At 59.2% G+C, this 22,419-nt stretch carries 12 protein-coding genes and 3 rRNA genes; 5 read left to right on the top strand and 10 right to left on the bottom strand.

Annotated elements, in window-relative coordinates:
* Nucleotides 1-35: 35 nt before the first annotated feature.
* Entirely contained in the window at nt 36-821 is a 786-nt protein-coding gene (gene aqpZ / locus EH165_RS01150; protein ID WP_239020640.1) for an aquaporin Z, read from the bottom strand.
* Nucleotides 822-1,057: 236 nt separating this feature from the next.
* Between aqpZ and EH165_RS01145 the strand changes: the two genes are divergently transcribed.
* The 3 genes from EH165_RS01145 (at nt 1,058) to EH165_RS01135 (ending at nt 6,587) form a co-directional block, all read left to right on the top strand.
* Nucleotides 1,058-2,116, top strand: a complete 1,059-nt coding sequence (locus EH165_RS01145; RefSeq protein ID WP_124797663.1) for an excalibur calcium-binding domain-containing protein — start codon at nt 1,058-1,060, stop codon at nt 2,114-2,116.
* 231 nt (nt 2,117-2,347) lie between these two features.
* Nucleotides 2,348-5,191: an FAD-binding and (Fe-S)-binding domain-containing protein gene (locus EH165_RS01140; protein ID WP_124797662.1), complete on the top strand. Its 2,844-nt coding sequence runs from the start codon at nt 2,348-2,350 to the stop codon at nt 5,189-5,191.
* A 106-nt stretch (nt 5,192-5,297) separates the two neighbouring features.
* Complete coding sequence (locus EH165_RS01135; RefSeq protein ID WP_206426039.1) at nt 5,298-6,587, top strand: M18 family aminopeptidase; 1,290 nt, start codon at nt 5,298-5,300, stop codon at nt 6,585-6,587.
* Nucleotides 6,588-6,623: 36 nt separating this feature from the next.
* Here EH165_RS01135 and EH165_RS01130 read toward each other — a convergent pair whose 3' ends face one another.
* Nucleotides 6,624-7,301: an MgtC/SapB family protein gene (locus EH165_RS01130; RefSeq protein ID WP_277870539.1), complete on the bottom strand. Its 678-nt coding sequence runs from the start codon at nt 7,299-7,301 to the stop codon at nt 6,624-6,626.
* 333 nt (nt 7,302-7,634) lie between these two features.
* Between EH165_RS01130 and EH165_RS01125 the strand changes: the two genes are divergently transcribed.
* On the top strand, nt 7,635-10,238 hold the full coding sequence (locus tag EH165_RS01125; RefSeq protein ID WP_164479055.1) for an AAA family ATPase: 2,604 nt from the start codon (nt 7,635-7,637) through the stop codon (nt 10,236-10,238).
* A 113-nt stretch (nt 10,239-10,351) separates the two neighbouring features.
* On the top strand, nt 10,352-11,011 hold the full coding sequence (locus EH165_RS01120) for a response regulator transcription factor (RefSeq protein ID WP_124797659.1): 660 nt from the start codon (nt 10,352-10,354) through the stop codon (nt 11,009-11,011).
* Nucleotides 11,012-11,051: 40 nt separating this feature from the next.
* Here the strand turns inward: EH165_RS01120 and EH165_RS01115 are convergent, their stop codons facing one another.
* The 8 genes from EH165_RS01115 to EH165_RS01080 form a co-directional block, all read right to left on the bottom strand.
* The gene (locus tag EH165_RS01115; protein WP_164479054.1) at nt 11,052-12,260 is read right to left on the bottom strand and encodes a PAS domain-containing sensor histidine kinase; all 1,209 of its coding nucleotides are present in this window, start codon (nt 12,258-12,260) and stop codon (nt 11,052-11,054) included.
* A 7-nt stretch (nt 12,261-12,267) separates the two neighbouring features.
* Nucleotides 12,268-12,474: a hypothetical protein gene (locus EH165_RS01110; RefSeq protein WP_124797657.1), complete on the bottom strand. Its 207-nt coding sequence runs from the start codon at nt 12,472-12,474 to the stop codon at nt 12,268-12,270.
* Between the two features lie 289 nt (nt 12,475-12,763).
* Nucleotides 12,764-12,880, bottom strand: a 5S ribosomal RNA gene (gene rrf, locus EH165_RS01105).
* Nucleotides 12,881-12,997: 117 nt separating this feature from the next.
* Nucleotides 12,998-16,115, bottom strand: a 23S ribosomal RNA gene (locus tag EH165_RS01100).
* A 396-nt stretch (nt 16,116-16,511) separates the two neighbouring features.
* Nucleotides 16,512-18,029 (bottom strand): 16S ribosomal RNA (locus EH165_RS01095).
* Together the 16S, 23S and 5S rRNA genes form the textbook arrangement of a ribosomal RNA operon.
* 896 nt (nt 18,030-18,925) lie before the next feature.
* Nucleotides 18,926-19,810: a carbohydrate ABC transporter permease gene (locus tag EH165_RS01090; protein WP_124797656.1), complete on the bottom strand. Its 885-nt coding sequence runs from the start codon at nt 19,808-19,810 to the stop codon at nt 18,926-18,928.
* Nucleotides 19,807-21,018 (bottom strand): carbohydrate ABC transporter permease, encoded by a 1,212-nt coding sequence (locus tag EH165_RS01085; protein WP_206426038.1) that lies wholly within the window; start codon nt 21,016-21,018, stop codon nt 19,807-19,809. Before EH165_RS01085 ends, EH165_RS01090 begins: the two co-directional genes overlap by 4 nt.
* A gap of 50 nt (nt 21,019-21,068) precedes the next feature.
* Nucleotides 21,069-22,415 carry a sugar ABC transporter substrate-binding protein gene (locus EH165_RS01080; protein ID WP_124797655.1) on the bottom strand — a complete coding sequence of 449 codons (1,347 nt, stop codon included), beginning with the start codon at nt 22,413-22,415 and terminating at the stop codon, nt 21,069-21,071.
* Nucleotides 22,416-22,419 lie beyond the last annotated feature (4 nt).

Genomic DNA, 22,419 nt, shown 5'->3' with positions numbered 1-22,419 from the left:
CATCGGCACTTGGTCTCCCCGTTTCGCGGCATGGGTCAGCCGGCGTTGGACTCCTGCAGCGACACCGGGTGTGGGTTGCGATCGAGCAGGGCGGTGTACACCACGCCGGCGATGACGGCGCCGATAATGGGCGCAACGATAAACAGCCACAGCTGCCCGAGCGGCACACTTCCGGCGAAAAGAGCCGGACCGATGGAGCGGGCGGGGTTGACCGACGTGTTGGTCACTGGAATCGACACAAGATGAATCAGGGTCAGGCCCAGTCCAATCGCAATCGGCGCAAACCCCTTGGGTGCGCGCGTATCCGTCGACCCCAAGATGATGAAGAGGAAGAACGCTGTCAGCACAATTTCTACGATCAGCGCGGAGACCAGCGAGTACCCGCCCGGGGAATGCGCGCCATACCCGTTGGTGGCGAAGCCCGACTCGGAGGCGCTGAATCCTTGCTTGCCCGACGCGATGGCGAAAAGCACGCCCGCAGCCGCGATAGCGGCCACCACTTGGGTAACGATATAGCCGGGTGCCTCTTTCCATGCGAAGCGACCCGCCGCGCACAGTCCGAGAGTGACGGCCGGATTGAAATGCCCGCCTGAGATGTGTCCGACGGCGTAGGCCATAGTCAACACCGTCAGACCGAATGCCAGTGCAACGCCCACAAACCCGATTCCTAAGTCGGTGTCACCGAACTTGGCAGCCAGGACCGCAGACCCGCAGCCAGCGAAGACCAGCCAGAACGTGCCCATAAATTCGGCACCGAGCTTGTGCAAGGTCGATGGAACGACCGCGTCAACGGGGGCGGAGTGGACTCTTTTTTGTGCCATAACTTCTCCCTCAGGGTAAGCAGCTGCCAGCTACCACAGCCACGCGTGGGTGCCCGGAATCGCACAGTGGGCAAGCACAAAATACTCCACTTGCGGATCGTTAGCGTCCGAACCTCTGGCAAAAAGATGAGTTTCACCCATCAGAATGCGCTCTTTAGGCCGCATCGGCAGTGCCAGAGAGTAACCGCTTCACGCCGATCGACGCTCTCGAACGTGCATCGAGCCATCCCAACGGGATGAACTTCGCAAAACACCTAGACCCGGCGGCGGGCTACTGGGAGGGTGACCTCCGAGGGGGATCGCATCTGGGCGCATCCGCTACGCAGCCTGGGGAAAATATGAAAAAGCACGTGTGGGCAGCTGTAATGATCGGCGCGCTAGCAATGACCGGCTGCGGCTCCGTCGATACCCAGAAAGTTGGCTTGGCCGCGGCTGCTGCGTCGACGACCAGGAACGTGGTGGCCACACAAGAGGTGAGTTCCACCAGCCTGGCTCCGTCCACAACAACGGCCCCATCCGAGTCGACCACCGCTAGTTCGCCGAGCGCCACCACCACATCCGCAGACCCCGAGCAGCTCTACATCGCAGCTGCCACTGCTGCTCACCTCAATCCAGCCGACCCATTGCTCACCTTCGCCGCTGCTTCAGCGACCTGCCTCGCCCTCGCGACGGGAAAACGGGCCGGTTCCCTTGCGACCGATCTCGGCACCTTGGTATCTTCCGCGACCGCGCCACAGCTGGTTGCTCTGCAATTCGCGGTAGGCACGTTGTGCACCGAGCACACCTCAGACCTGACCTTCGCCGTAGACAACGCAGCCGCGCAGGTTGCCGAAGTCGCACGGGTTGCAGAAATCGCACGCGTTGCAGAAGTCGCGCGCGTTGCAGAAGTCGCGCGCGTTGCAGAAGTCGCGCGCGCGGCTGCCGACCAAGCGGCTGCCGACCAGGCAGCCGCCGACCAAGCAGCGGCCGACCAAGCAGCGGCCGACCAAGCAGCGGCCGACCAAGCAGCCGCCAACCAAGCAGCGGCCGACCAAGCAGCCGCCAACCAAGCAGCCGCCGACCAAGCAGCCGCCAACCAAGCAGCCGCCGACCAAGCCGCGGCCGACCAGGCCGCGGCCGACCAGGCCGCCGCCGACGCCAGGATCCAGCAAGCTGCCATCGTTCCGGACAGCAACGTGTACTACCAGAACTGCACGGCGGTGAAAGCTGCAGGAGCAGCCCCGATCCGTCGCGGTGACCCTGGGTTTCAACAAAAATTCGACAAGGATGGCGACGGCATCGGCTGCGAGAAGTAGGCCAATCCGCGACAACGAGATAGTTCAGACTCTTGGTGTGGCGGGCCTGGCCAGGCCGCAGGCAGGAAAGGCACTCATAGCTATCTGGGAAGACCCACTGCGGCTGCGCGAGCGAATAATATAGGCAACAACGCTCGCGGCGATATTTGTTGCGAGCGGTACCGGGTCAGCTTCTCAGAGTCAGTGCCTTGAGAACCGCGCCTCAGCTACTGCCTCGCAAGGACCCCGCTCATGAGTTCCACCCTGCCCGCACCACCACCGCAGCTACTCGCCGACCTTAGCGCCGCGATGCTGGAAGGCGGGACAGTGCGCAGCCGCGCTACTGACCGACTCGCCATGGCCCATGACGCCTCTCATTTCCTCCTGACGCCCAGCGCGATTGCTACACCTATCAACGCCGCCGAGGTCGGGCGACTGCTACGCACATCGGCCGCTCACGGGATCCCGCTCACCTTCCGATCCGGTGGCACCAGCCTGAGTGGGCAGGCAGTCACCGACGGAGTCCTTGTCGATACCCGACGAAACTTCCGTGAGATCGAAATCATCGATGACGGCCACCGGGTCCGCATCGGTCCTGGCGCCACGGTTCGCCAGGTCAACACGCGCCTTGCCAAGTTCGGCCGCAAACTGGGACCGGATCCAGCGAGCGAAAGTGCCTGCACACTGGGCGGTGTCGTTGCTAACAACTCCAGCGGAATGGCCTGCGGAACAGTTGCCAACACCTACAACACGCTCGATTCGGTAACACTTGTGTTGCCGAGCGGCACCGTTATCGATACTGGCGCATCGGACGCCGACGCGCGACTGAAGGCTCTGGAACCTGAACTTTTCGCCGGTCTCGACCAGTTGCGTGAGCGTATTCGTCACAATCCTGCTTCGGTAACCAAGCTGCAGCAACAGTTTTCAATGAAGAACACGATGGGATACGGGCTCAACTCGTTTCTGGACTATGACACCCCCGCGCAGATTCTGGCGCACTTGGTGGTGGGCAGCGAGGGCACCCTCGCATTCATTGCCTCCGTCGTCATGCGGACGGTCCCGCTACTCTCCCACTCGATGACGGGCCTGCTTGTCTTTGAAAGTCTGGACCGTGCCACCGGTTCGCTGCCCGAGCTGGTGGCAACGGGGCCTGCAACTATCGAACTGCTCGATGCCACTTCGTTGCGCGTGAGCCAGTCCGATCCGAGCGCTGCCGAGATCCTGCGCAGTATTACCGTTCGCAACCATGCCGCGCTGTTGGTCGAGTATCAGGCGCAGAGCGCTCTCGAGACAGCAGATCTCAGTGCTACCGCATACTCGACGTTGCGCAGGCTTCCGTTAGAGCGCACCGCGTCATTGAGCGCGGACCCCCGGGTCCGGGCAAAACTATGGCACACCAGGAAAGGTCTGTATGCAGCGGTGGCACAGGCCCGGCCCTCCGGAACTACCGCGCTCTTGGAGGACGTCGCCGTCCCGCTACCGGCGCTACTGAACACCTGTCAGCAGCTAACGAGGCTCTTCGAAAGTCACGCCTATTCCAACAGCGTCATTTTCGGACATGCCAAAGATGGCAACATTCACTTTATGTTGACCGAAAAGCTCGGCGGTGGAAGTAATCTCGACAGATTTACTGCTTTCACCGAAGACATGGTGCAACTCATCCTCAGCAACGGCGGGTCGCTGAAAGCCGAGCACGGCACGGGCAGAATGATGGCTCCTTATGTTCGCCGCCAGTATGGCGACGAACTGTACGACGTTATGCGCGAGGTCAAACGGCTGTGCGATCCGGCGGGAACACTCAACCCCGGCGTCGTCATCAGCGACGATAAAGACGCGCATGTCCGTGATCTGAAGGTGACTCCCACGATCGAAGCCGAAGTTGACGGCTGCGTGGAATGCGGTTATTGCGAACCTGTTTGCCCCAGCAAGGACCTGACTACCACTCCGCGCCAACGCATTGTGCTTCGGCGCGAGATGGAGCGGGCCCGATTGGCCGGCGACAGCGCCTTACTTTCCGAGCTCGCGGAACAATTCGACTACGACGCGGTCCAGACGTGCGCTGTAGATGGGATGTGCCAGACCGCATGCCCCGTGTTGATCAACACTGGCGACTTGGTCAAGCGGCTACGCGCTGACACGGCAGGGAAGCTCGAATCTACGGCGTGGAGGTCTGCCGCCCGCCACTGGGCGGGTAGCAGTACGGTGGCCTCTCTGGCGCTCACCGTGACCCAGAAACTACCCGAGCCGCTCGTTCGTACAGCAAACAGCCTGGGGCGCAAGGTAATTAGCAAAGACACCCTGCCGCTGTGGTCGTCCGAACTCCCAGCTGGCGGCGTCCAGCGAGAACGGCAGCGCACCGTGGGGCATGCGGACGCTGTCTACTTCACCGCATGTGTCGGCGCCATTTTCGGACCGACCGACGCGGGACCCGGGGTGCGGGAAGCGTTCGAGCAAATCTGTGACCGTGCAGGGGTGTCTCTTGCCTACCCCAAGGATCTTCCCGGTTTGTGCTGCGGAACCCCCTGGCGTTCCAAAGGTATGACGAAAGGCTATGAACACATGGCCGCCATCGTGCTGCCCGCCCTGTGGGCAGCCAGTAGGCAGGGTAAGATCCCCATCGTGTGCGACGCTTCCTCGTGCACCGAGGGCTTACGGCAAATGCAGGAGCATGCGACAGAGTCGCCCGATTGGGCAAGCCTGCGGATCATCGACGTCGTCGAATTCGTAGAACAGGAAGTGTTGGGCAAGCTGCGGGTGCGCAGGAAGGTCGATTCACTGGCACTGCACCCCACCTGTTCCTCCACCCGGATGGGCCTTAATTCCAGCCTCCACGCGGTCGCTGACGCCCTCGCCACCGTGGTCACGGTGCCTGAGAGTTGGGGTTGCTGCGGGTTCGCGGGCGACCGTGGCCTGCTTCACCCCGAGCTGACGGCATCGGCTACCGAAGCCCAAGCAGCTGAGCTTGCGGCGGGTAACTTCTCCGCGTACGCATCCTGCAACCGAACTTGCGAGCTGGGGATGACGCGCGCGAGTGGCTCGCAGTATCAACATGTTCTGGAGCTGCTTGCCTGGGCTTGCAGCGAGGTCGCCGACTGAAACCGGCGGTGGCGGTAAAGGCGCGGCAGCAGCAATGCTCTCCCGACGCGGCAAGTCCTAGACTCACTGGGAGTTTGCAGCACACACATGATGAGGAGTGAGACACGTGAGCACCGCGGTTGCGCAGCAGATGGCGAGCTACATCACGGCTGGCGTGACGCCGCACCATGTCTGCGCTGAAACCGCTCGGCAACTGAGCGGAGCGGGCTTTGTCGAGCAGGACCTTCGGGAGGAGTGGAACGGCGGCACTGGCGGACACTTCTGCGTCGTCGACGGCACCATCGTTGCGTGGTGGGTACCCGAAGGGTCTACCGCGTCGACTGGATTGAGAATCATTGCTGCCCATACTGATTCGCCCGTTTTGAAAGTGAAACCTCGCCCCGACACCGGCGCCGCTGGCTGGCAGCAGGTCGCCGTCGAAGTGTATGGCGGTGCATTGTGGAACTCCTGGCTGGATCGTGACCTTGGTATCGCCGGTCGCGTGGCATTGGTAGACGGCAGCAGCCACCTCATCCGTATCGACCAACCGCTGCTGCGAATCCCCCAGCTGGCGCCGCATCTGGACCGCGGAATCAACACCCGCGGACTCACGCTCAACCCGCAACAACACCTCCTCCCCCTGTGGGGAACCGGGCCCGTCGATGACGGCGTCCTGATGGAGCACCTCTGCGCAGAAACCGATTTCAGCGCCAGCGACGTTGTGGGGCACGACCTTCTTCTTCACGACCTGACACCGCCGTCTCTGCTCGGCCGGGAGCAGGACCTGCTCGCTGCGCCGCGGCTGGACAATCTCTCCTCCTCTTATGCCGGATTAACGGCGCTCCTTCAAAACGTTGAAAAGAGTCCGCACGCCGACGTGATCAGTGTTTTCGCTGCGTTCGACCATGAAGAGGTCGGCTCCGGCACGTTTACCGGAGCTGGTGGTCCGCTGCTTTCCCACATCATCCGGCGTATCGGTATATCGCTCGGTGGCACTGAAGAGGAGCTGGGCCGAATGCTAGCTGCGTCGCGGTGCCTGTCCGCAGACGCTGCGCACGCAGTCAACCCCAACTACCTCTCCCATTACGATCCGGGCCATTATCTTCAGATCAACCAGGGCCCAGCCTTGAAGGTCAACGCGGATCAGCACTACGGCACCGACGCGATCGGGACAGCAGCATGGATTCGAGCATGCCGAACCGCGGAAATTCCAACACAGACGTTCGTCGGCCGCAACGATGTCACCTGCGGCTCCACACTCGGAAAGTTTGTTGCCACGTCCTTAGGCGTCCGCACCGTCGATGTCGGAATCCCCATCCTTTCGATGCACTCCACGCGGGAACTCGGCGGAGTCCTCGACGCCGGCTACCTCGTCTCGGGAATTGCTGAGTTCCTTCTCGATCCTGCAGAGCGGTAGCCACTCGTCCAGGAGCCCGCGCTGTCGACCACCGTGTTACAGGTAGTCGTCGTCGTCGTCTGAATCATCTTCGCTGGTATTGGAGAGCCTTGCTTGCTGCACGCCAGGTATTTCCGAGAGCGTGAGAAGTAGGTCGGACATCGGAGCGCCACCGCGGAAACGCATCCGGACCGCCACCGCGGGCTCGCTATCCGTTCGAGACAATACTTTCGTGGCGAGAACGGAAGCCTCGAAACCCATCTCGGTGGCCTCGGCCAAAATGAGTCGTAGGACACCCTGCCCATCCCGATAGGTAATCAGCACCACGCGTTTCCGGTCTTGCGTTGGCAACCGTCGGATCAGGGGGGAGATCACGAGTAATGCCACCATGTGCAGGAGCGTTAAAGCCGCGGCCAGTGTCGGCATGCCGGCGCCGCACGCCATACCCACTGCAGCACTCACCCAGATCGTTGCCGCGGTGGTGAGGCCGCGAACCACGTTGCGGCGCATGAAGATCACCCCGGCACCGAGAAAGCCGATCCCGGAAACAATTTGGGCCGCAATACGAGAAGGGTCCAGGTTCACGTCCTGGCCGAGCACCCCGGCGAACCCGAAGGCTGAGACCAGCGTGAAGGTGCACGATCCCAGCGCCACCAAAACGTGAGTACGCATTCCGGCGCTCTTTTGATAAAACTGCCTTTCCAGGCCGATAACGCAGGAGAGCACGAACGTAATACCGAGCAGTGCCAGTTCGGTGCCGGTCGTGTCGTTAAAAATCTGGATGTCGATGACGCGCCCTCCGCTCGATGCCGCCGGTCGCGGCTCCGTTCACTGCCGGATCACAAGTTTGTACCACGAACCACATCTGCTGTCTCGAACGGCAGACAGCGGTAGCTCCGGGGCTTTCGCCGTGGGACCGAATCCCCACACCCGCTGGTAGCGAATAAGTTGACCCCCGTGCGGACCGTTCGTGGACGGAAATTCTTGATATTGTTCGCTGGTGGAAACAGGACGATTCGGATTGCCGAACCATCGTCACCTCACCCCGTTAATGAATTGTCTCCCCCTGTGACGAGCACATCACCGGTTGCCGGAGCGGATTTCACCCTTTTCGAGCGCGGCGCGGAGCTTGCCGTACTCGAGAAGGCCGTAGGGGTTGCTGTGACCGGCGACGGCAGCGCCATCGTCCTGCGCGGCCCCATGGGAATTGGCAAGTCCGCTCTTCTTGCGGCCGCTGCGGAGTCCGCGGCCGCATCAGGTTGCCTCGTTCTGCGTGCTCAGGGAGCAGACACTGGCCCGGCCGCCAGTTACAGCGCTATTGACCAACTGCTATCCGGACTCACGCTGACAAATGATTGGCGAACCGCCGATGGCGAAGTTGCCGTCATGCACGCATTAACCGCCCAGTTGCACACCCTCGCCGGCTCCCGCGGTCTCGTCATCGTGGTCGATGACGCCCACTGGGTGGACGAGGAATCTCTGAGGTTTTTCGCCTACCTCGCTGCGATGCCCCTGCATTCACCGATCGCGCTGTTCTTCGGTACCCGACCGCGGCTGGCCCACGCTCCCTCCGCACTGATCGATCGGATCATCGATACTCCAGAAGTCCTGTTGTTGGAGCTGACTGTTCTTTCAAAGGAATCGGTGAATGCACTTCTCGCGCAGCGCCTCGGGAAACGTCCCGACAGCTGGTTCACGGCAACATGTCTGCGCGAGACCGGCGGCAACCCATGGTTGTTGTCAGAGCTCGCGGGCGCGCTAGATAGTGCTGATATTTCTCCGTTGGCCGAACACAGCCCAGTGGTTGCCGGGTTGGGTTCACAGGCAATTCAGAACCAAGTCGCCACAATGACGGGATCGCTCGGCGCGGTCGATGTTGCCGTCCTGCACGCCGTGGCGGTTTTAGGAGACGGCGTTCCACTCGACCTCGTGACCGAATTGGCAGGCTCACCATCGTCAGACCGCACGCGCGCTGCCTTCGACACCCTCGCTAACGCAGCACTTTTCGCGTCACCCGTTGCGAACGGCAGCGGATCTTTCTCCCAGCCAATGGTTCGGGCCGCTGTGTACGAGTCCATTGGGCCAGCAGCAAGGACACAGGCGCATCGCGCTGCCGCGGCTCTCCTATCTCACCGTGACGAGGGGGCTTCGGCGGCGAAGGTGACTCCTGCCCAGGCCATTGCGGCAACAACGTCGACTGAAAACACTGCGAGCACGTCGATTTTGCAACGAGCTGCTGCGGATGCAATTCTCCGGGGTTCTCCGGAAAGCGCCCTTCGGTATCTACGGCGCGGGCTTGCCGAAACATCAGATCCCGTTGCGCGGCTCGACATGCAGTATTCCGCTGGTGTCGCAGCCTACGCAGCCGATCCCCCGAGTGCGGTGGGATATCTGTCCGAGGCGCTGGAGCACACCAGCGATACCAGCCGGAGAGCGACTCTCACAGCGACCCTGGCGAACGCGTTGATGCTGACCGGACGAATGGCGGAGGCAATCGATCTACTTCGATCCGAGCGGTCGAAGCTCGTCACCGCCCGAGAGTGCGTGATCGAAGAGTGCGCCATCGACGACAGCGCGGAACACTACGACGACCTGATCGCGCAGCTGAACTGCATCATTGCCATAGCGAGTTTGACAAGCCCCGATTTCCCTGGGCTGCGTGACGACATTGCGGCGATGCTGACGGCCCCTCCGACGACCGGGGTTGGTGGACGTTCGTTAGACGGCGTTCTTGCCATCTATCACGCATTCAGGACCGAGCCCGAGGGGGTGGGTAGAGCTATTCGCGCGATGTCTGACGATGCCCTCGACGCCACCGACCCTGGCCGTGGACCATTACAAATGGCGCTCAAGGTCCTCACAATTGCCGATGTTCCTGAAGCTCTCGGACACCTCGACTCATCTGTGCGTCGGGCCGAACGGCTAGGTTCGCTGCCCGCCGTGGCCGGCGCCTACACCTATCGGGCACACGCACTGTTTCTGCGAGGCAGGCTCTCGGATGCCTACCAGGACGCCACGACAGCGCGCTGGGCGACAACAATCTGCGGTCTCGACAACCGGGCATTCGTAGCTTCCGTATTCGCCGATATTTGCATCGCCACTGGACGTTACGCAGATGCCCAAGCAACACTGGACTGGTCGCAGGTGGTCACCTCACCGGCTGCGCAGCCGTACAGCGTTTTCGCGCTCAGCAGCTATGCCCGACTCCACCGCGTGCGGGGAGACTTCGAGAGCGGACTACGCCTCGCCCGAGAGGTTGAGAAGCGCTGCGCGCCCTCCAATGGCGGAAACCCGGCCATGGTTGGGTGGCGGCGCGAGGCCGCTCTGTGTCTGTTCGCTGTGGGTCGCTCGGTAGAAGCTGCGGAATTGGCCGCAGAAGACCTAGCGCACGCGAGACGTTGGGGGGCGCCCGGCTCACTTGCAGCGTCCTTGCGCCTCACAGCTGAGGTAGGCAGCACAAGCGAGAAGGTGACACTTCTGGAAGAGGCAACCGCTCTTGTTCGGGAGAGCGTCGCGAGACTCGAGCTGGCGTATTGCCTTGTCGCCCTTGGCGCCGCGAAAGCTGCGGCCGGTCACCCAGCGCCTGAAACTGAGGAAGGGTTGGAACTGGCGTTAACATTCGGCGCACTCCCCCTCGCCAACCTCGCGCGGGGTGAGGTCGCCAGGGCCTGATCGGTCCAATCCCGGTTCTTGTCCCATTCACCCGACACGCCTTTCGGCGTGGAGACACCACAGTTTTCTGTCGTTTCTTCCCCTCGTGTGCTCGAGGTGTCTAGGCTCAATCAATGCTGTCTATCGTGCTGGCCGAAGACAATCTCCTCGTCCGTGAAGGTGTCCGAGGGGTGCTCTCCTCCGGGGAGGGTCTGCAGGTCGTCGCCGCGTGCGCCGACGCGGATGAACTCCGGATCGCCATCAAAGAATACGAGCCGGACGTGGTGGTTACCGACATTCACATGCCGCCGGGACTAAGTGATGAAGGCATCCAGGTGGCTCGGGAACTCAGACGGGATATGCCTCATATTGGTGTAGTCGTGCTCTCTAGCAGGGACGATCCTCAACACGCACTGGATCTGCTCGAACATGGGTCTGCGGGCCGCGCCTATTTGTTGAAAGAACGTGTTGCCGAGCCGGGCCAGCTTCTGAATGCAGTGTTTGAGGTGGCGCGTGGCGGGTCCGTCATCGACCCCCAAGTGGTGGAGAACCTTGTACGAGGTGGGAGCCGAAGCCCGGGGTCCACATTGGATAAACTCACGCCCCGTGAAATGGAAGTCTTGGGAGAAATGGCTCAAGGCCGGACAAACAGCGCCATCGCTCAACGCCTATTCCTCACAGTGCGCGGCGTCGAGCGTCACATTAACGCCCTCTTCGCTAAATTGGGGATGAGCGCTGACGCTGACGCCCACCATCGGGTGCGGGCGGTGCTGCTGTACCTGTCCGAGCACTAAGGGACTTCTAGGGCCCTTGGTCGGAGCTGTACCCGCGAGCTCACACTGACAGCGGCGACAGGTCGTGGAGTGGGGCAGGAACAATCGCCGTTAGCGTGGTGCCTGCGTCAGCTGAACTATCGAGCGTTAAGGTCCCATCGACTGCAGCTAATCTATCGAACAGCCCGCGAAGCCCCGTGCCTCGATTCAAATCAACGCCGCCGGGTCCGTCGTCGGAGACGACGCATCGCAGCACCCACTGGGGTGAAACAGCCGCTTGGTGGGTAAACCGCTGAGGGCGCGGAACAAGATCGACCACCACCAACGCGCTCCTCGCGCCATGCTTTGCAGCGTTGGTTAACGCTTCGGAGACCATGAAATAGATTGACGTCTCTACGTGCTTGGCTACTCGGCACTGCATGTCGGCTCGCACCTGCACTGGAATGGCGGATCGTCGGCCCAGCTCCTGAAGAGCCACGGGTAGGCCGTGATCGGCCAGTGTCGAAGAATGGATACCACGGGCCAACTCGCGCAGTTCTGCAATAGCGCTGACAAGCACTTCGCTAGCTAGCTCAATGGTCGTGGCCGCAGAACTTGGATCCGAATCGATCAGATTCCGGGCATTGCCCAAAGCGATTGCTACCGCCACCAGCTGCTGCTGAGCGCCATCATGCAAATCGCGCTCCACCCGGCGACGCGTGTCATCAGAGACCGTGATGAGTCGGCTGCGGCTGGCCTTCAGGTCCTCCAGCATTTTCTTCCGGTCACTAATGTCACGGAGAAACCCACAATACATCACTCCAGCAGTGGAAATCACCCTGGTGATACTGAGTTCTACCGGGATTTCGGTGCCGTCCGCACGTTGTCCAATAACCTCGACGCGCTGGTCAAGAATGGTAGGAACCCCACCGGATGCGATGCTGTGCAGCCCTGCGCGATGTAAATGACGAGTTTTAGCGGGAATGATCAAATCGCAGAGTTCCCTACCGAGCACCTCATCCGCGCGATACCCGAAAATCAGCTCCGCGGAGATATTCCATTCGAGGATCCGGCCGTGGTGGTCAATGGTCACCACGGCATCCATAGCAGAATCGAGAATTGCTTTGTATAAAGGCTGCAGTTCGCCCGACGCCTCACTCGCCGCAGATGGCCTGGTACGCAAAGGCGACGCTGCGGGGCTCCAGCCCTTTTGAGCGGCCCCGCACATTCCGCCGGCGGGCGCACTCTGACTATCTAGCTCTAACTGCCTGCCGAAATCTGCTACTGACATGTCGCACTCACACAGACATCTGGGCGCGTAGGGCATCAAGTTCGGACTGTGTCGCAAGACGCTCTTCTTCGGCCGTCCAAGGCTCCTTGCACGGTTGCGGCAGCCAGTACACGTCGGAGGTATTGAGGTCCAGGCGGAGTTCGGTGCGCGGGGTGGGCAGCAGACGCCTGAGCAGGTAAGTCATCGTACGCCGTTCTTTCATGTGCTCGGTCACGGCTCATTCCGTGTTATCTCAAATTCTGCTCTTGAAAGCAGATCAAGACGAGGGCGCAAGCCACACACTCCGGCACGCATGCCACCACACTACACAAGTAGTGCTAGCACGCATAGGCGCAGGTTTTCGGTAACGGAGCCCGTTACCGGCCCCAGCCGGCATTGATTCCCCGCTCCAACCCAGGAGCGCCTAGTTCCCCCACCCCACCGGATCAGGAGGCACGTCAAAGGTGTTTTGGGTGCAAAAAAGGGGAAACCACGTGGTGGTTTCCCCTTTTTTGGGAATGTTTGTCCGGCAGCGTCCTACTCTCCCACACCCTGGCGGGTGCAGTACCATCGGCGCTGTAGGGCTTAGCTTCCGGGTTCGGAATGGGACCGGGCGTTTCCCCTACGCTATGACTGCCGTAACTTTGCGAAAACATTGTGAGAGTGATTTTTTGGGCACCCACCCACACGGTCAAGTGTGAAAGGTGGGTGCTTCGCTCTGTGTTTTCAGAGCTGCACAGTGGACGCGTAGCATTTTTGTGGTAAGTCCTCGGCCTATTAGTACTGGTCAGCTGCACACCTTGCGGTGCTTCCACTTCCAGCCTATCAACCCGGTGGTCTAGCCGGGGGCCTTAACCCACATGGGGTGGGAGTTCTCATCTTGAAACAGGCTTCCCGCTTAGATGCTTTCAGCGGTTATCCCTTCCGAACGTAGCCAACCAGCCGTGCTCCTGGTGGAACAACTGGCACACCAGAGGTTCGTCCGTCCCGGTCCTCTCGTACTAGGGACAGCCTTTCTCAAAACTCCTGCGCGCGCGGCGGATAGGGACCGAACTGTCTCACGACGTTCTAAACCCAGCTCGCGTGCCGCTTTAATGGGCGAACAGCCCAACCCTTGGGACCTACTCCAGCCCCAGGATGCGACGAGCCGACATCGAGGTGCCAAACCATGCCGTCGATATGGACTCTTGGGCAAGATCAGCCTGTTATCCCCGGGGTACCTTTTATCCGTTGAGCGACACCCCTTCCACAAGGTGGTGCCGGATCACTAGTCCCGACTTTCGTCCCTGCTCGAGATGTCCCTCTCGCAGTCAAGCTCCCTTGTGCACTTACACTCGAAACCTGATTACCAACCAGGCTGAGGGAACCTTTGGGCGCCTCCGTTACTCTTTAGGAGGCAACCGCCCCAGTTAAACTACCCACCAGGCACTGTCCCTGATCCAGATCATGGACCTAAGTTAGATGTTCAGTACAATCAGAGTGGTATTTCAACGTTGACTCCACAATTACTGGCGTAATCGCTTCACAGTCTCCCACCTATCCTACACAAATTGAACCAAACACCAATACCAAGCTGTAGTAAAGGTCCCGGGGTCTTTCCGTCCTGCCGCGCGTAACGAGCATCTTTACTCGTAGTGCAATTTCGCCGAGCCTATGGTTGAGACAGTAGGGAAGTCGTTACGCCATTCGTGCAGGTCGGAACTTACCCGACAAGGAATTTCGCTACCTTAGGATGGTTATAGTTACCACCGCCGTTTACTGGGGCTTAAATTCTCAGCTTCACCACCGAAGTAGTTGACCGGTCCTCTTAACCTTCCAGCACCGGGCAGGCGTCAGTCCATATACGTCGTCTTGCGACTTAGCATGGACCTGTGTTTTTAGTAAACAGTCGCTTCCCCCTGGTCTCTGCGGCCGGACACCGCTAACCCGCATGGGATTTCACAGCACCCGGCCCCCCTTCTCCCGAAGTTACGGGGGTATTTTGCCGAGTTCCTTAACCATAGTTCGCTCGAGCACCTTGGTATTCTCTACCTGACCACCTGTGTCGGTTTGGGGTACGGGCCGCTAGAACCTCGCTAGAAGCTTTTCTCGACAGCATAGGATCACGCTACTTCGCCTCAATCGGCTATGCATCAGGTCTCAGGATTAATGTTCCAACGGATTTGCCTATCAGAACTCCCTACACCCTTACACCAGTATTACCACTGACTGGCGGCGCTACCTTCCTGTGTCACTCCATCGCTTAACTACTAGAAATTAGGGTCACGCGCTCCACGTCGCCTTCACCCGAAGGATCCAACTAGCTTTGGGCGTTTAGCATCAAATCGTTCGCCATGGGCGGTTCTTCGCGGGTACCGGAATATCAACCGGTTGTCCATCGACTACGCCTGTCGGCCTCGCCTTAGGTCCCGACTTACCCTGGGCGGATTAGCCTGGCCCAGGAACCCTTGGTCATTCGGTGGGGGAGTTTCTCACTCCCCATTCGCTACTCATGCCTGCATTCTCACTCGTGTGGGCTCCACAACTGGATCACTCCGCTGCTTCACTGCCCACACGACGCTCCCCTACCCATCCACACGACTGCACCCCAACAAGTTGAGGCGGATCTGTATGTGTGAATGCCGCGGTTTCGGTGGTGTGCTTGAGCCCCGCTACATTGTCGGCGCGGAATCACTTGACCAGTGAGCTATTACGCACTCTTTAAAGGGTGGCTGCTTCTAAGCCAACCTCCTGGTTGTCTGGGCGACTCCACATCCTTTCCCACTTAGCACACGCTTAGGGACCTTAACCGGCGATCTGGGCTGTTTCCCTCTCGACTATGAAGCTTAGCCCCCACAGTCTCACTGCCGCGCTCTCACTTACCGGCATTCGGAGTTTGGTTGATTTCGGTAAGCTTGTAGGCCCCCTAGACCATCCAGTGCTCTACCTCCGGTAAGAAACACGCGACGCTGCACCTAAATGCATTTCGGGGAGAACCAGCTATCACGAAGTTTGATTGGCCTTTCACCCCTACCCACAGCTCATCCCCTCCATTTTCAACTGAAGTGGGTTCGGACCTCCACGTGCTCTTACACACGCTTCATCCTGGCCATGGGTAGATCACTTCGCTTCGGGTCTAGAGCATGCGACTCAGGTCGCCCTATTCGGACTCGCTTTCGCTACGGCTTCCCCACACGGGTTAACCTCGCCACATACCACTAACTCGCAGGCTCATTCTTCAAAAGGCACGCCGTCACAACCAACAAGTTGATCGCTCCGACGGATTGTAAGCACACGGTTTCAGGTACTATTTCACTCCCCTCCCGGGGTACTTTTCACCTTTCCCTCACGGTACTAGTCCGCTATCGGTCATTAGGTAGTATTTAGGCTTAGCGGGTGGTCCCGCCAGATTCACAGCGAATTTCACGGGCTCGCTGCTACTTGGGATCCCACTCGGGAGAAACAGTGCTTTCGGCTACGGGGATCTCACCCTCTACGTCTGGATTTTCCAAACCATTCGCCTAACACCATAATTTTTTACTCCCTGCAAAGGCGGCAGCCTCCACTGAATGGTCCCACGACCCCCAACATGCAACACCTGCCGGCTATCACACACATCAGGTTTAGCCTCATCCGCTTTCGCTCGCCACTACTCACGGAATCGCGGTTGCTTTCTCTTCCTGTGGGTACTGAGATGTTTCACTTCCCCACGTTCCCTCCACAAGCCCTATATATTCAGGCCAGGGTGACAAGACATGACTCCTGCCGGGTTCCCCCATTCGGAAATCCTCGGATCTCAGCTCGGTTGACAGCTCCCCGAGGCTTATCGCAGCCTCCTACGTCCTTCATCGGCTCCTAATGCCTAGGCATCCACCGTGTGCCCTTATTAACTTGACCACAAAGATGCTCGCGTCCACTGTGCAGTTCTCAAAAAACAGACGAACCCAACCCACACACACCACACACCGCAAACACGGCAGTTTGATGCAAGGCTGACCCGAGAAACAACAAACAAAAACCCCGCCGCCACAAGTGGCATTGGGAAAGTTCCTGTTTATTCTTTCAGGACCCAACAGCGTACCTACGAAACCCCCCGGCCAACACTGCCCGTTCCTGAAACCCCCTGCAAGCAGAAGAGACCCTGTACTAGACACAGATTGAACTACAAGAAATCCCGAACTAGTCAGCGTCCACCCATGAGCACCACCACAACACGAACGGTTGCGAAATGGCGTCCTGTACCAACACCCCACCAGCGAACGCCGGCGAACATGATGGTCAGTTGCTCCTTAGAAAGGAGGTGATCCAGCCGCACCTTCCGGTACGGCTACCTTGTTACGACTTCGTCCCAATCGCCGATCCCACCTTCGACAGCTCCCTCCCACAAGGGGTTAGGCCACCGGCTTCGGGTGTTACCGACTTTCGTGACGTGACGGGCGGTGTGTACAAGGCCCGGGAACGTATTCACCGCAGCGTTGCTGATCTGCGATTACTAGCGACTCCGACTTCATGGGGTCGAGTTGCAGACCCCAATCCGAACTGAGACCGGCTTTTTGGGATTCGCTCCACCTCGCGGTATCGCAGCCCTTTGTACCGGCCATTGTAGCATGCTTGAAGCCCAAGACATAAGGGGCATGATGATTTGACCTCATCCCCACCTTCCTCCGAGTTGACCCCGGCAGTCTCTTATGAGTCCCCACCATCACGTGCTGGCAACATAAGACGAGGGTTGCGCTCGTTGCGGGACTTAACCCAACATCTCACGACACGAGCTGACGACAACCATGCACCACCTGTATACAGACCTTGCGGGAGAACCATTTCTGGAACTTTCCTGTACATGTCAAGCCTTGGTAAGGTTCTTCGCGTTGCATCGAATTAATCAGCATGCTCCGCCGCTTGTGCGGGCCCCCGTCAATTCCTTTGAGTTTTAGCCTTGCGGCCGTACTCCCCAGGCGGGGCGCTTAATGCGTTAGCTGCGGCACAGAGAACGTGGAAGTCCCCCACACCTAGCGCCCACCGTTTACGGCGTGGACTACCAGGGTATCTAATCCTGTTCGCTCCCCACGCTTTCGCTCCTCAGCGTCAGTATCGGCCCAGAGTCCCGCCTTCGCCACCGGTGTTCCTCCTGATATCTGCGCATTTCACCGCTACACCAGGAATTCCAGACTCCCCTACCGAACTCTAGTTTGCCCGTATCGAATGCAGACCCGGAGTTGAGCCCCGGGCTTTCACATTCGACGCGACAAACCGCCTACGAGCTCTTTACGCCCAATAATTCCGGACAACGCTTGCACCCTACGTATTACCGCGGCTGCTGGCACGTAGTTGGCCGGTGCTTCTTCTGCAGGTACCGTCACTTGCGCTTCGTCCCTGCTGAAAGAGGTTTACAATCCGAAGACCTTCATCCCTCACGCGGCGTCGCTGCGTCAGGCTTCCGCCCATTGCGCAATATTCCCCACTGCTGCCTCCCGTAGGAGTCTGGACCGTGTCTCAGTTCCAGTGTGGCCGGTCGCCCTCTCAGGCCGGCTACCCGTCGTCGCCTTGGTAGGCCATTACCCCACCAACAAGCTGATAGGCCGCGGGCCCATCCCCAGCCGAAAAACTTTCAAAACAACCACATGCGCGGCCGTTTATTATCCGGTATTAGCACAAATTTCTTTGTGTTATCCCAAAGCTGAGGGCAGGTTGCCCACGTGTTACTCACCCGTTCGCCACTCGAGTACCCGCAAGCGGGCCTTTCCGTTCGACTTGCATGTGTTAAGCACGCCGCCAGCGTTCGTCCTGAGCCAGGATCAAACTCTCCATTGAATGTATATAAACCACACCCACCAACCAGAAAAGGAAGACGAGCAATGATCAACAAAAGAAAGAAAACAGGCAACTCAAAAGCCTGCGATCACTGAATCGAAAAAACACTGACAAAAACAATAAAATTGAATTCGCCAATACAATCCGAAACCAAAAACAACCCAACACACCCCCACACCCACCCCAGGCACACAAGCCAGGACAGGAAAACAACGAGAGCGCACCAAGATAAAACAATTGGCACTGACTTTCGGTACGCTGTTGAGTTCTCAAAGAACAAACACACACCACCCATGACCTCTAAGCCATATCCGGGGTGCTGTCTCAATCTTGCGACTGCGACTGTTATTCCACTATGGATGCCGTCCAAAGCCTGTCATAAACAAGCTCCGCCCCACTCCGTCACCGGAGTTCGACTTCCTGGGGTTCGCTGCCCCCATGGTCCAGACTTTCGTCTAACGCTTGGGCCGACTCGCTCATCAGACTGTGACATCTTCACGCGAACTCGGGCGGGGCAACTTCGTAAACATTAGGGGGTGATCCAGGCTTCGTCAACTCAGCAGGTCAGGGGGCCAGCCCGGGCAACCCGTGTAGAAATTGTGTCCAGGGATTTCGCGTCATAAGGCGTATTGCGCCGCTACCGATGCGCAGCGGGGACGGCTTTGGCCAAGACCCGGGGAAGCGTCCCGCGATGGGTTTCGGGATCATTAGCCCGCTGAGGGCGGGCTGATGGTCCCAGATGTTGGTGGTGGGAGCGGCCCCTCGGAACGGCAACCAGGCAGCGCTTTGGAGCGCCTCGACGCCCGGCACTGCGATGCAAAGGGGCCCGCATTGGCACGGTAGTAACCGAACCATTCGCGGGCCCCCAGTAAGCAGCACCTCACAACGGGGCCCTCTTACCCCTTCACAGCCCCAGCCCCAGCCCCCTGCACGAAGAAGCGTTGGAAGAAGAAGAACACCAACGCCACGGGGATCGTCATGAGCAACGCAGCAGCCATTTTGACCGGGAACATGTTGCCACTGCCTAGCGCTCCCGAAGTCAGCGAGGCCACCCCGCTGGTGAGAGTGTTCAAGGCCGGATCCTTACGGGAGACGATGAAGTAACTGAACTCGTTCCACGACCCCTGAAACGACAGGATGGTCAAGGTGATCACAGCTGGGCGAGCCATCGGCAACACCACCGACCAGAAGGTCCGCAACGTACTTGCTCCATCGATTCGAGCTGCCTCCTCCACCTCCAACGGAATAGAGATGAAGAACTGGCGCATGATGAAAATGCCGGCGGCGTCAGCAAGGAGCGGGATGATCATGCCGGCGTAGGTGTCGTACATGTTGAGCTGCACCAGCACCAGGTACTTCGGGATCAGCAATACGACGCCAGGCACGGCCATCACGGAAATGATCAAGAGGCCGATTGCCTTCCGTCCAGTGAAGTGCAAGCGCGCCAACGCATATCCGGCCAGCGAATCGATCAGCACTCGCCCCACCGTCACGCTGAGTGTGACGATTGTCGAGTTCATAAACCACCGAGGGAAGTCGGCTTGGGCCAGCGTTTGGAAGGCCGCCGTGGTCCACATCTTGGGAATCGGGTTCAACGGGGTGGCGGTCGCCTCTACATCGGTCTTGAACGAGGTTCCGATCTGGATGAAGAAAGGAAAGAGGTAGATCAACGCGAAAAATATCAGCGCTAGGTACACCAACCACGCAGTGGAGAAGCCCCGTTTCTTCTGAAGTTCGGCCGAGTGAACTGACGTATCGCGGCCGGAAAGCGTCGTCGTCATATCTTGTCCTTCGATGGGGTGGTCTTGCTCAACGTGGTCGCGGTGGCTGTGGCCCCTGCGACACCGGCGCTGGTGGCGGGAGTTTCTACAAAGACCATCCGTTTGCGCTTCGGTAGCTTTTTGTTGTCCCGCATCACGAAGCGCTGAATGCCGCTCATCACAATGATGATGGCGAAGAGAATGAACGCAATAGCCGTGCCTTGCCCCCACTTGCCGTCATTGAATGAACTTTGGTAGCTCAAAAACGCTGGGGTGAGCGTTGACTTGGCTGGGCCGCCTTTACCCATCAGGTAGATCTGGTCGAAAACCTGCCAGGTCCCGATGAGTCCAAGTGTGATCACCAGGTAAAAAGTCGGCTTTAATGCTGGCACCGTCACGAAGCGGAAACGCTGCCACGCCGTGGCACCGTCCACCATCGCGGCCTCATCGACATCGACCGGAACATCCTGGAGCGCGGCTAAGAACATCAACATAAACGTGCCACCCGTAGTCCACACGGCAAGCGCGATGATGGCGCACATCGCCACTGACGGACCTGAGATCCACTGAAACAAGTCCAGCCCCATGAAGCTGCCGTTCGACATCCACGCAGGCGGGTTGTTCATGTCGACGATTCCCCAGGCGTTGAGCACAAGGTGGCCCACGCCGCGCGGGTCGGCGAACCAGTTCGGGCCGTTGACTCCGAGCCAGGCCAAGATTTTGTTGATCGCGCCAGAAGCTGTGAACAAGAAAAGAAAGACCAGCGAGATAGCCACCGACGATGTGACGGATGGAAAGTAGAACGCCGTCCGAAAGAAACCTCTGCCCTTGAGTCGGCGCTTATTGAGAATTACCGCCAGGGTGAGTGCTAGTAACGTCTGAAGCGGGACCACCAGAATGACGTAAAACATATTGTTGCGCAGCGAGGTGCCCAAGTCCTTCTGAGCCAGACCTCCACCGCTTAGCAGTGCTTCATAATGTTTAAATCCCACAAATTCGGCACCAAGCGGTGATCCCTTGCCTTTCCAATCGCTGAGTGAAACCCACACAGCTCCAAAAATGGGAACCACCAAAAACAGCACGAGGATGATGGCAGCTGGGGCCATGAAGAGCCACCCCGTCCTGTTCTGCGATCCACGGATGGATGCCGCTTTACGCTTGCGCGCTGCAGGCTTCATCGCCTTCGGGTCTTGCGCGCCTTTGTCCCTACTGGCTTCAACTATCGACATTGCTGTTCACTCCCCTCGTGCTGTTTTTGGTTGTCACATCGAGAATGAGATCAACCGATCGCGGCCTCGAGGTTTTTCTGCAAATCGTCCAGAATGGTCTGCGGATCGCCGGTAGCGAGAGCCTGCAGCTGGGCGTTGAATTCGGCCAACTCAGCGGTGACCCCAGGGAAGTTGACGACACCGCGGGCATACCCGACACCGTCAACGAACGGCTTATTTTTTGGGAATTCCTTGAGATAGGTGTCCTTTGCTGATTCGACTGACGGGATGACGCCGAACGCCTTGGCGAAGGTCATCTGCTGATCGCTGCCTGTCAAGTACTCGACGAGAGCCTTGGCCTGCTCGGGGAACTTGGTGGTGGCGGAGATACCCCAGCAGTTGGTGAATACCAAAGTGCCCTTCGTGCCAGTCGGGCCGGCGGGAAGTTCTGCCACGGTGTACTTGACTGTCGGGAAGTCCTTGCCCATGGCGCCGAGCAGCCAGTTGCCCTCAATCGTCATCGCGGCAGCTTGCTTGCCGAAAGCCTCTCCCGCCCATCCAGCACTGAGCTCTGCCGGCGTCTTGACGACGCCATCCGTCATCATTTTTTTGACAAACGTCAGTGCCTCGACGTTCTTCGGGTCGTTGGCGGTGATTTTTCCCGCATCATCGGTCAGGTAGGCGCCGTTCTGCACCAGGAACGCGTCGATCCGGTCGCGTTCGGGGGCGAGCGCGAGGCCAGCCACACCGTTAACCGTCAGCTTCTTAGCTACTTTCGCCAGGTCATCCCAATTCTTCGGAATGTCAGCATCGGTCAGGCCAGCCTTGGCCCAAAGGTCATTGTTGATGAACAGCGCCAGGGTCGACATATCTTTGGGTGCGCAATAGAATTTGCCGTCGTAGGTGAATGAGTCCTTGAGCGCCGGGTAGAAATCGCTGGCGTTGCTGAGGCCGTCGGCGTACTGAGCAATGTTGTCAGCCTTGGCATAGTTTGCGACCTGATCAGCCCCTACGTAAAAGAGATCGGGTGGGGTATTGGACGAGAAGCCCTGGGCCAGTTGCTGTCCGAGATCCTGAGCGGGCGCGACTGTGACCTTGTTGCCGGTGTCCTTGCCCCACGCGTCGGTGGCGGACATCAGAGCGTCAGTTTCGACCTGGCCGGAGCTACCGATCAGCACGGATAGCTCAGCGCCGCCGGCAACAGGTGCCGCGCTCGAGGAAGCCGGGGCCATCTCGCTACCAGAGGCGGCAGGGGTATCGGCGGTCGAACCATCTGCGCTGCTTGCTGCGGGTGCTGCACTGCTGGAGCTGCTCGAGCTGCCAGCGGTTGAGTCGGAGCTACCGCACGCGGAGACCAACAATAATGTGGCGGCGATGGTGCCAGCCACAGCAGATTTTACTAAGCGGGTACTTCTCATGACG

The organism is Nakamurella antarctica (assembly GCF_003860405.1).
In the GTDB taxonomy this organism is placed as follows: domain Bacteria; phylum Actinomycetota; class Actinomycetes; order Mycobacteriales; family Nakamurellaceae; genus Nakamurella; species Nakamurella antarctica.
The sequence above is the reverse complement of the archived record's forward strand: the minus strand, read 5'-3'. Positions and strand labels throughout refer to the sequence as shown.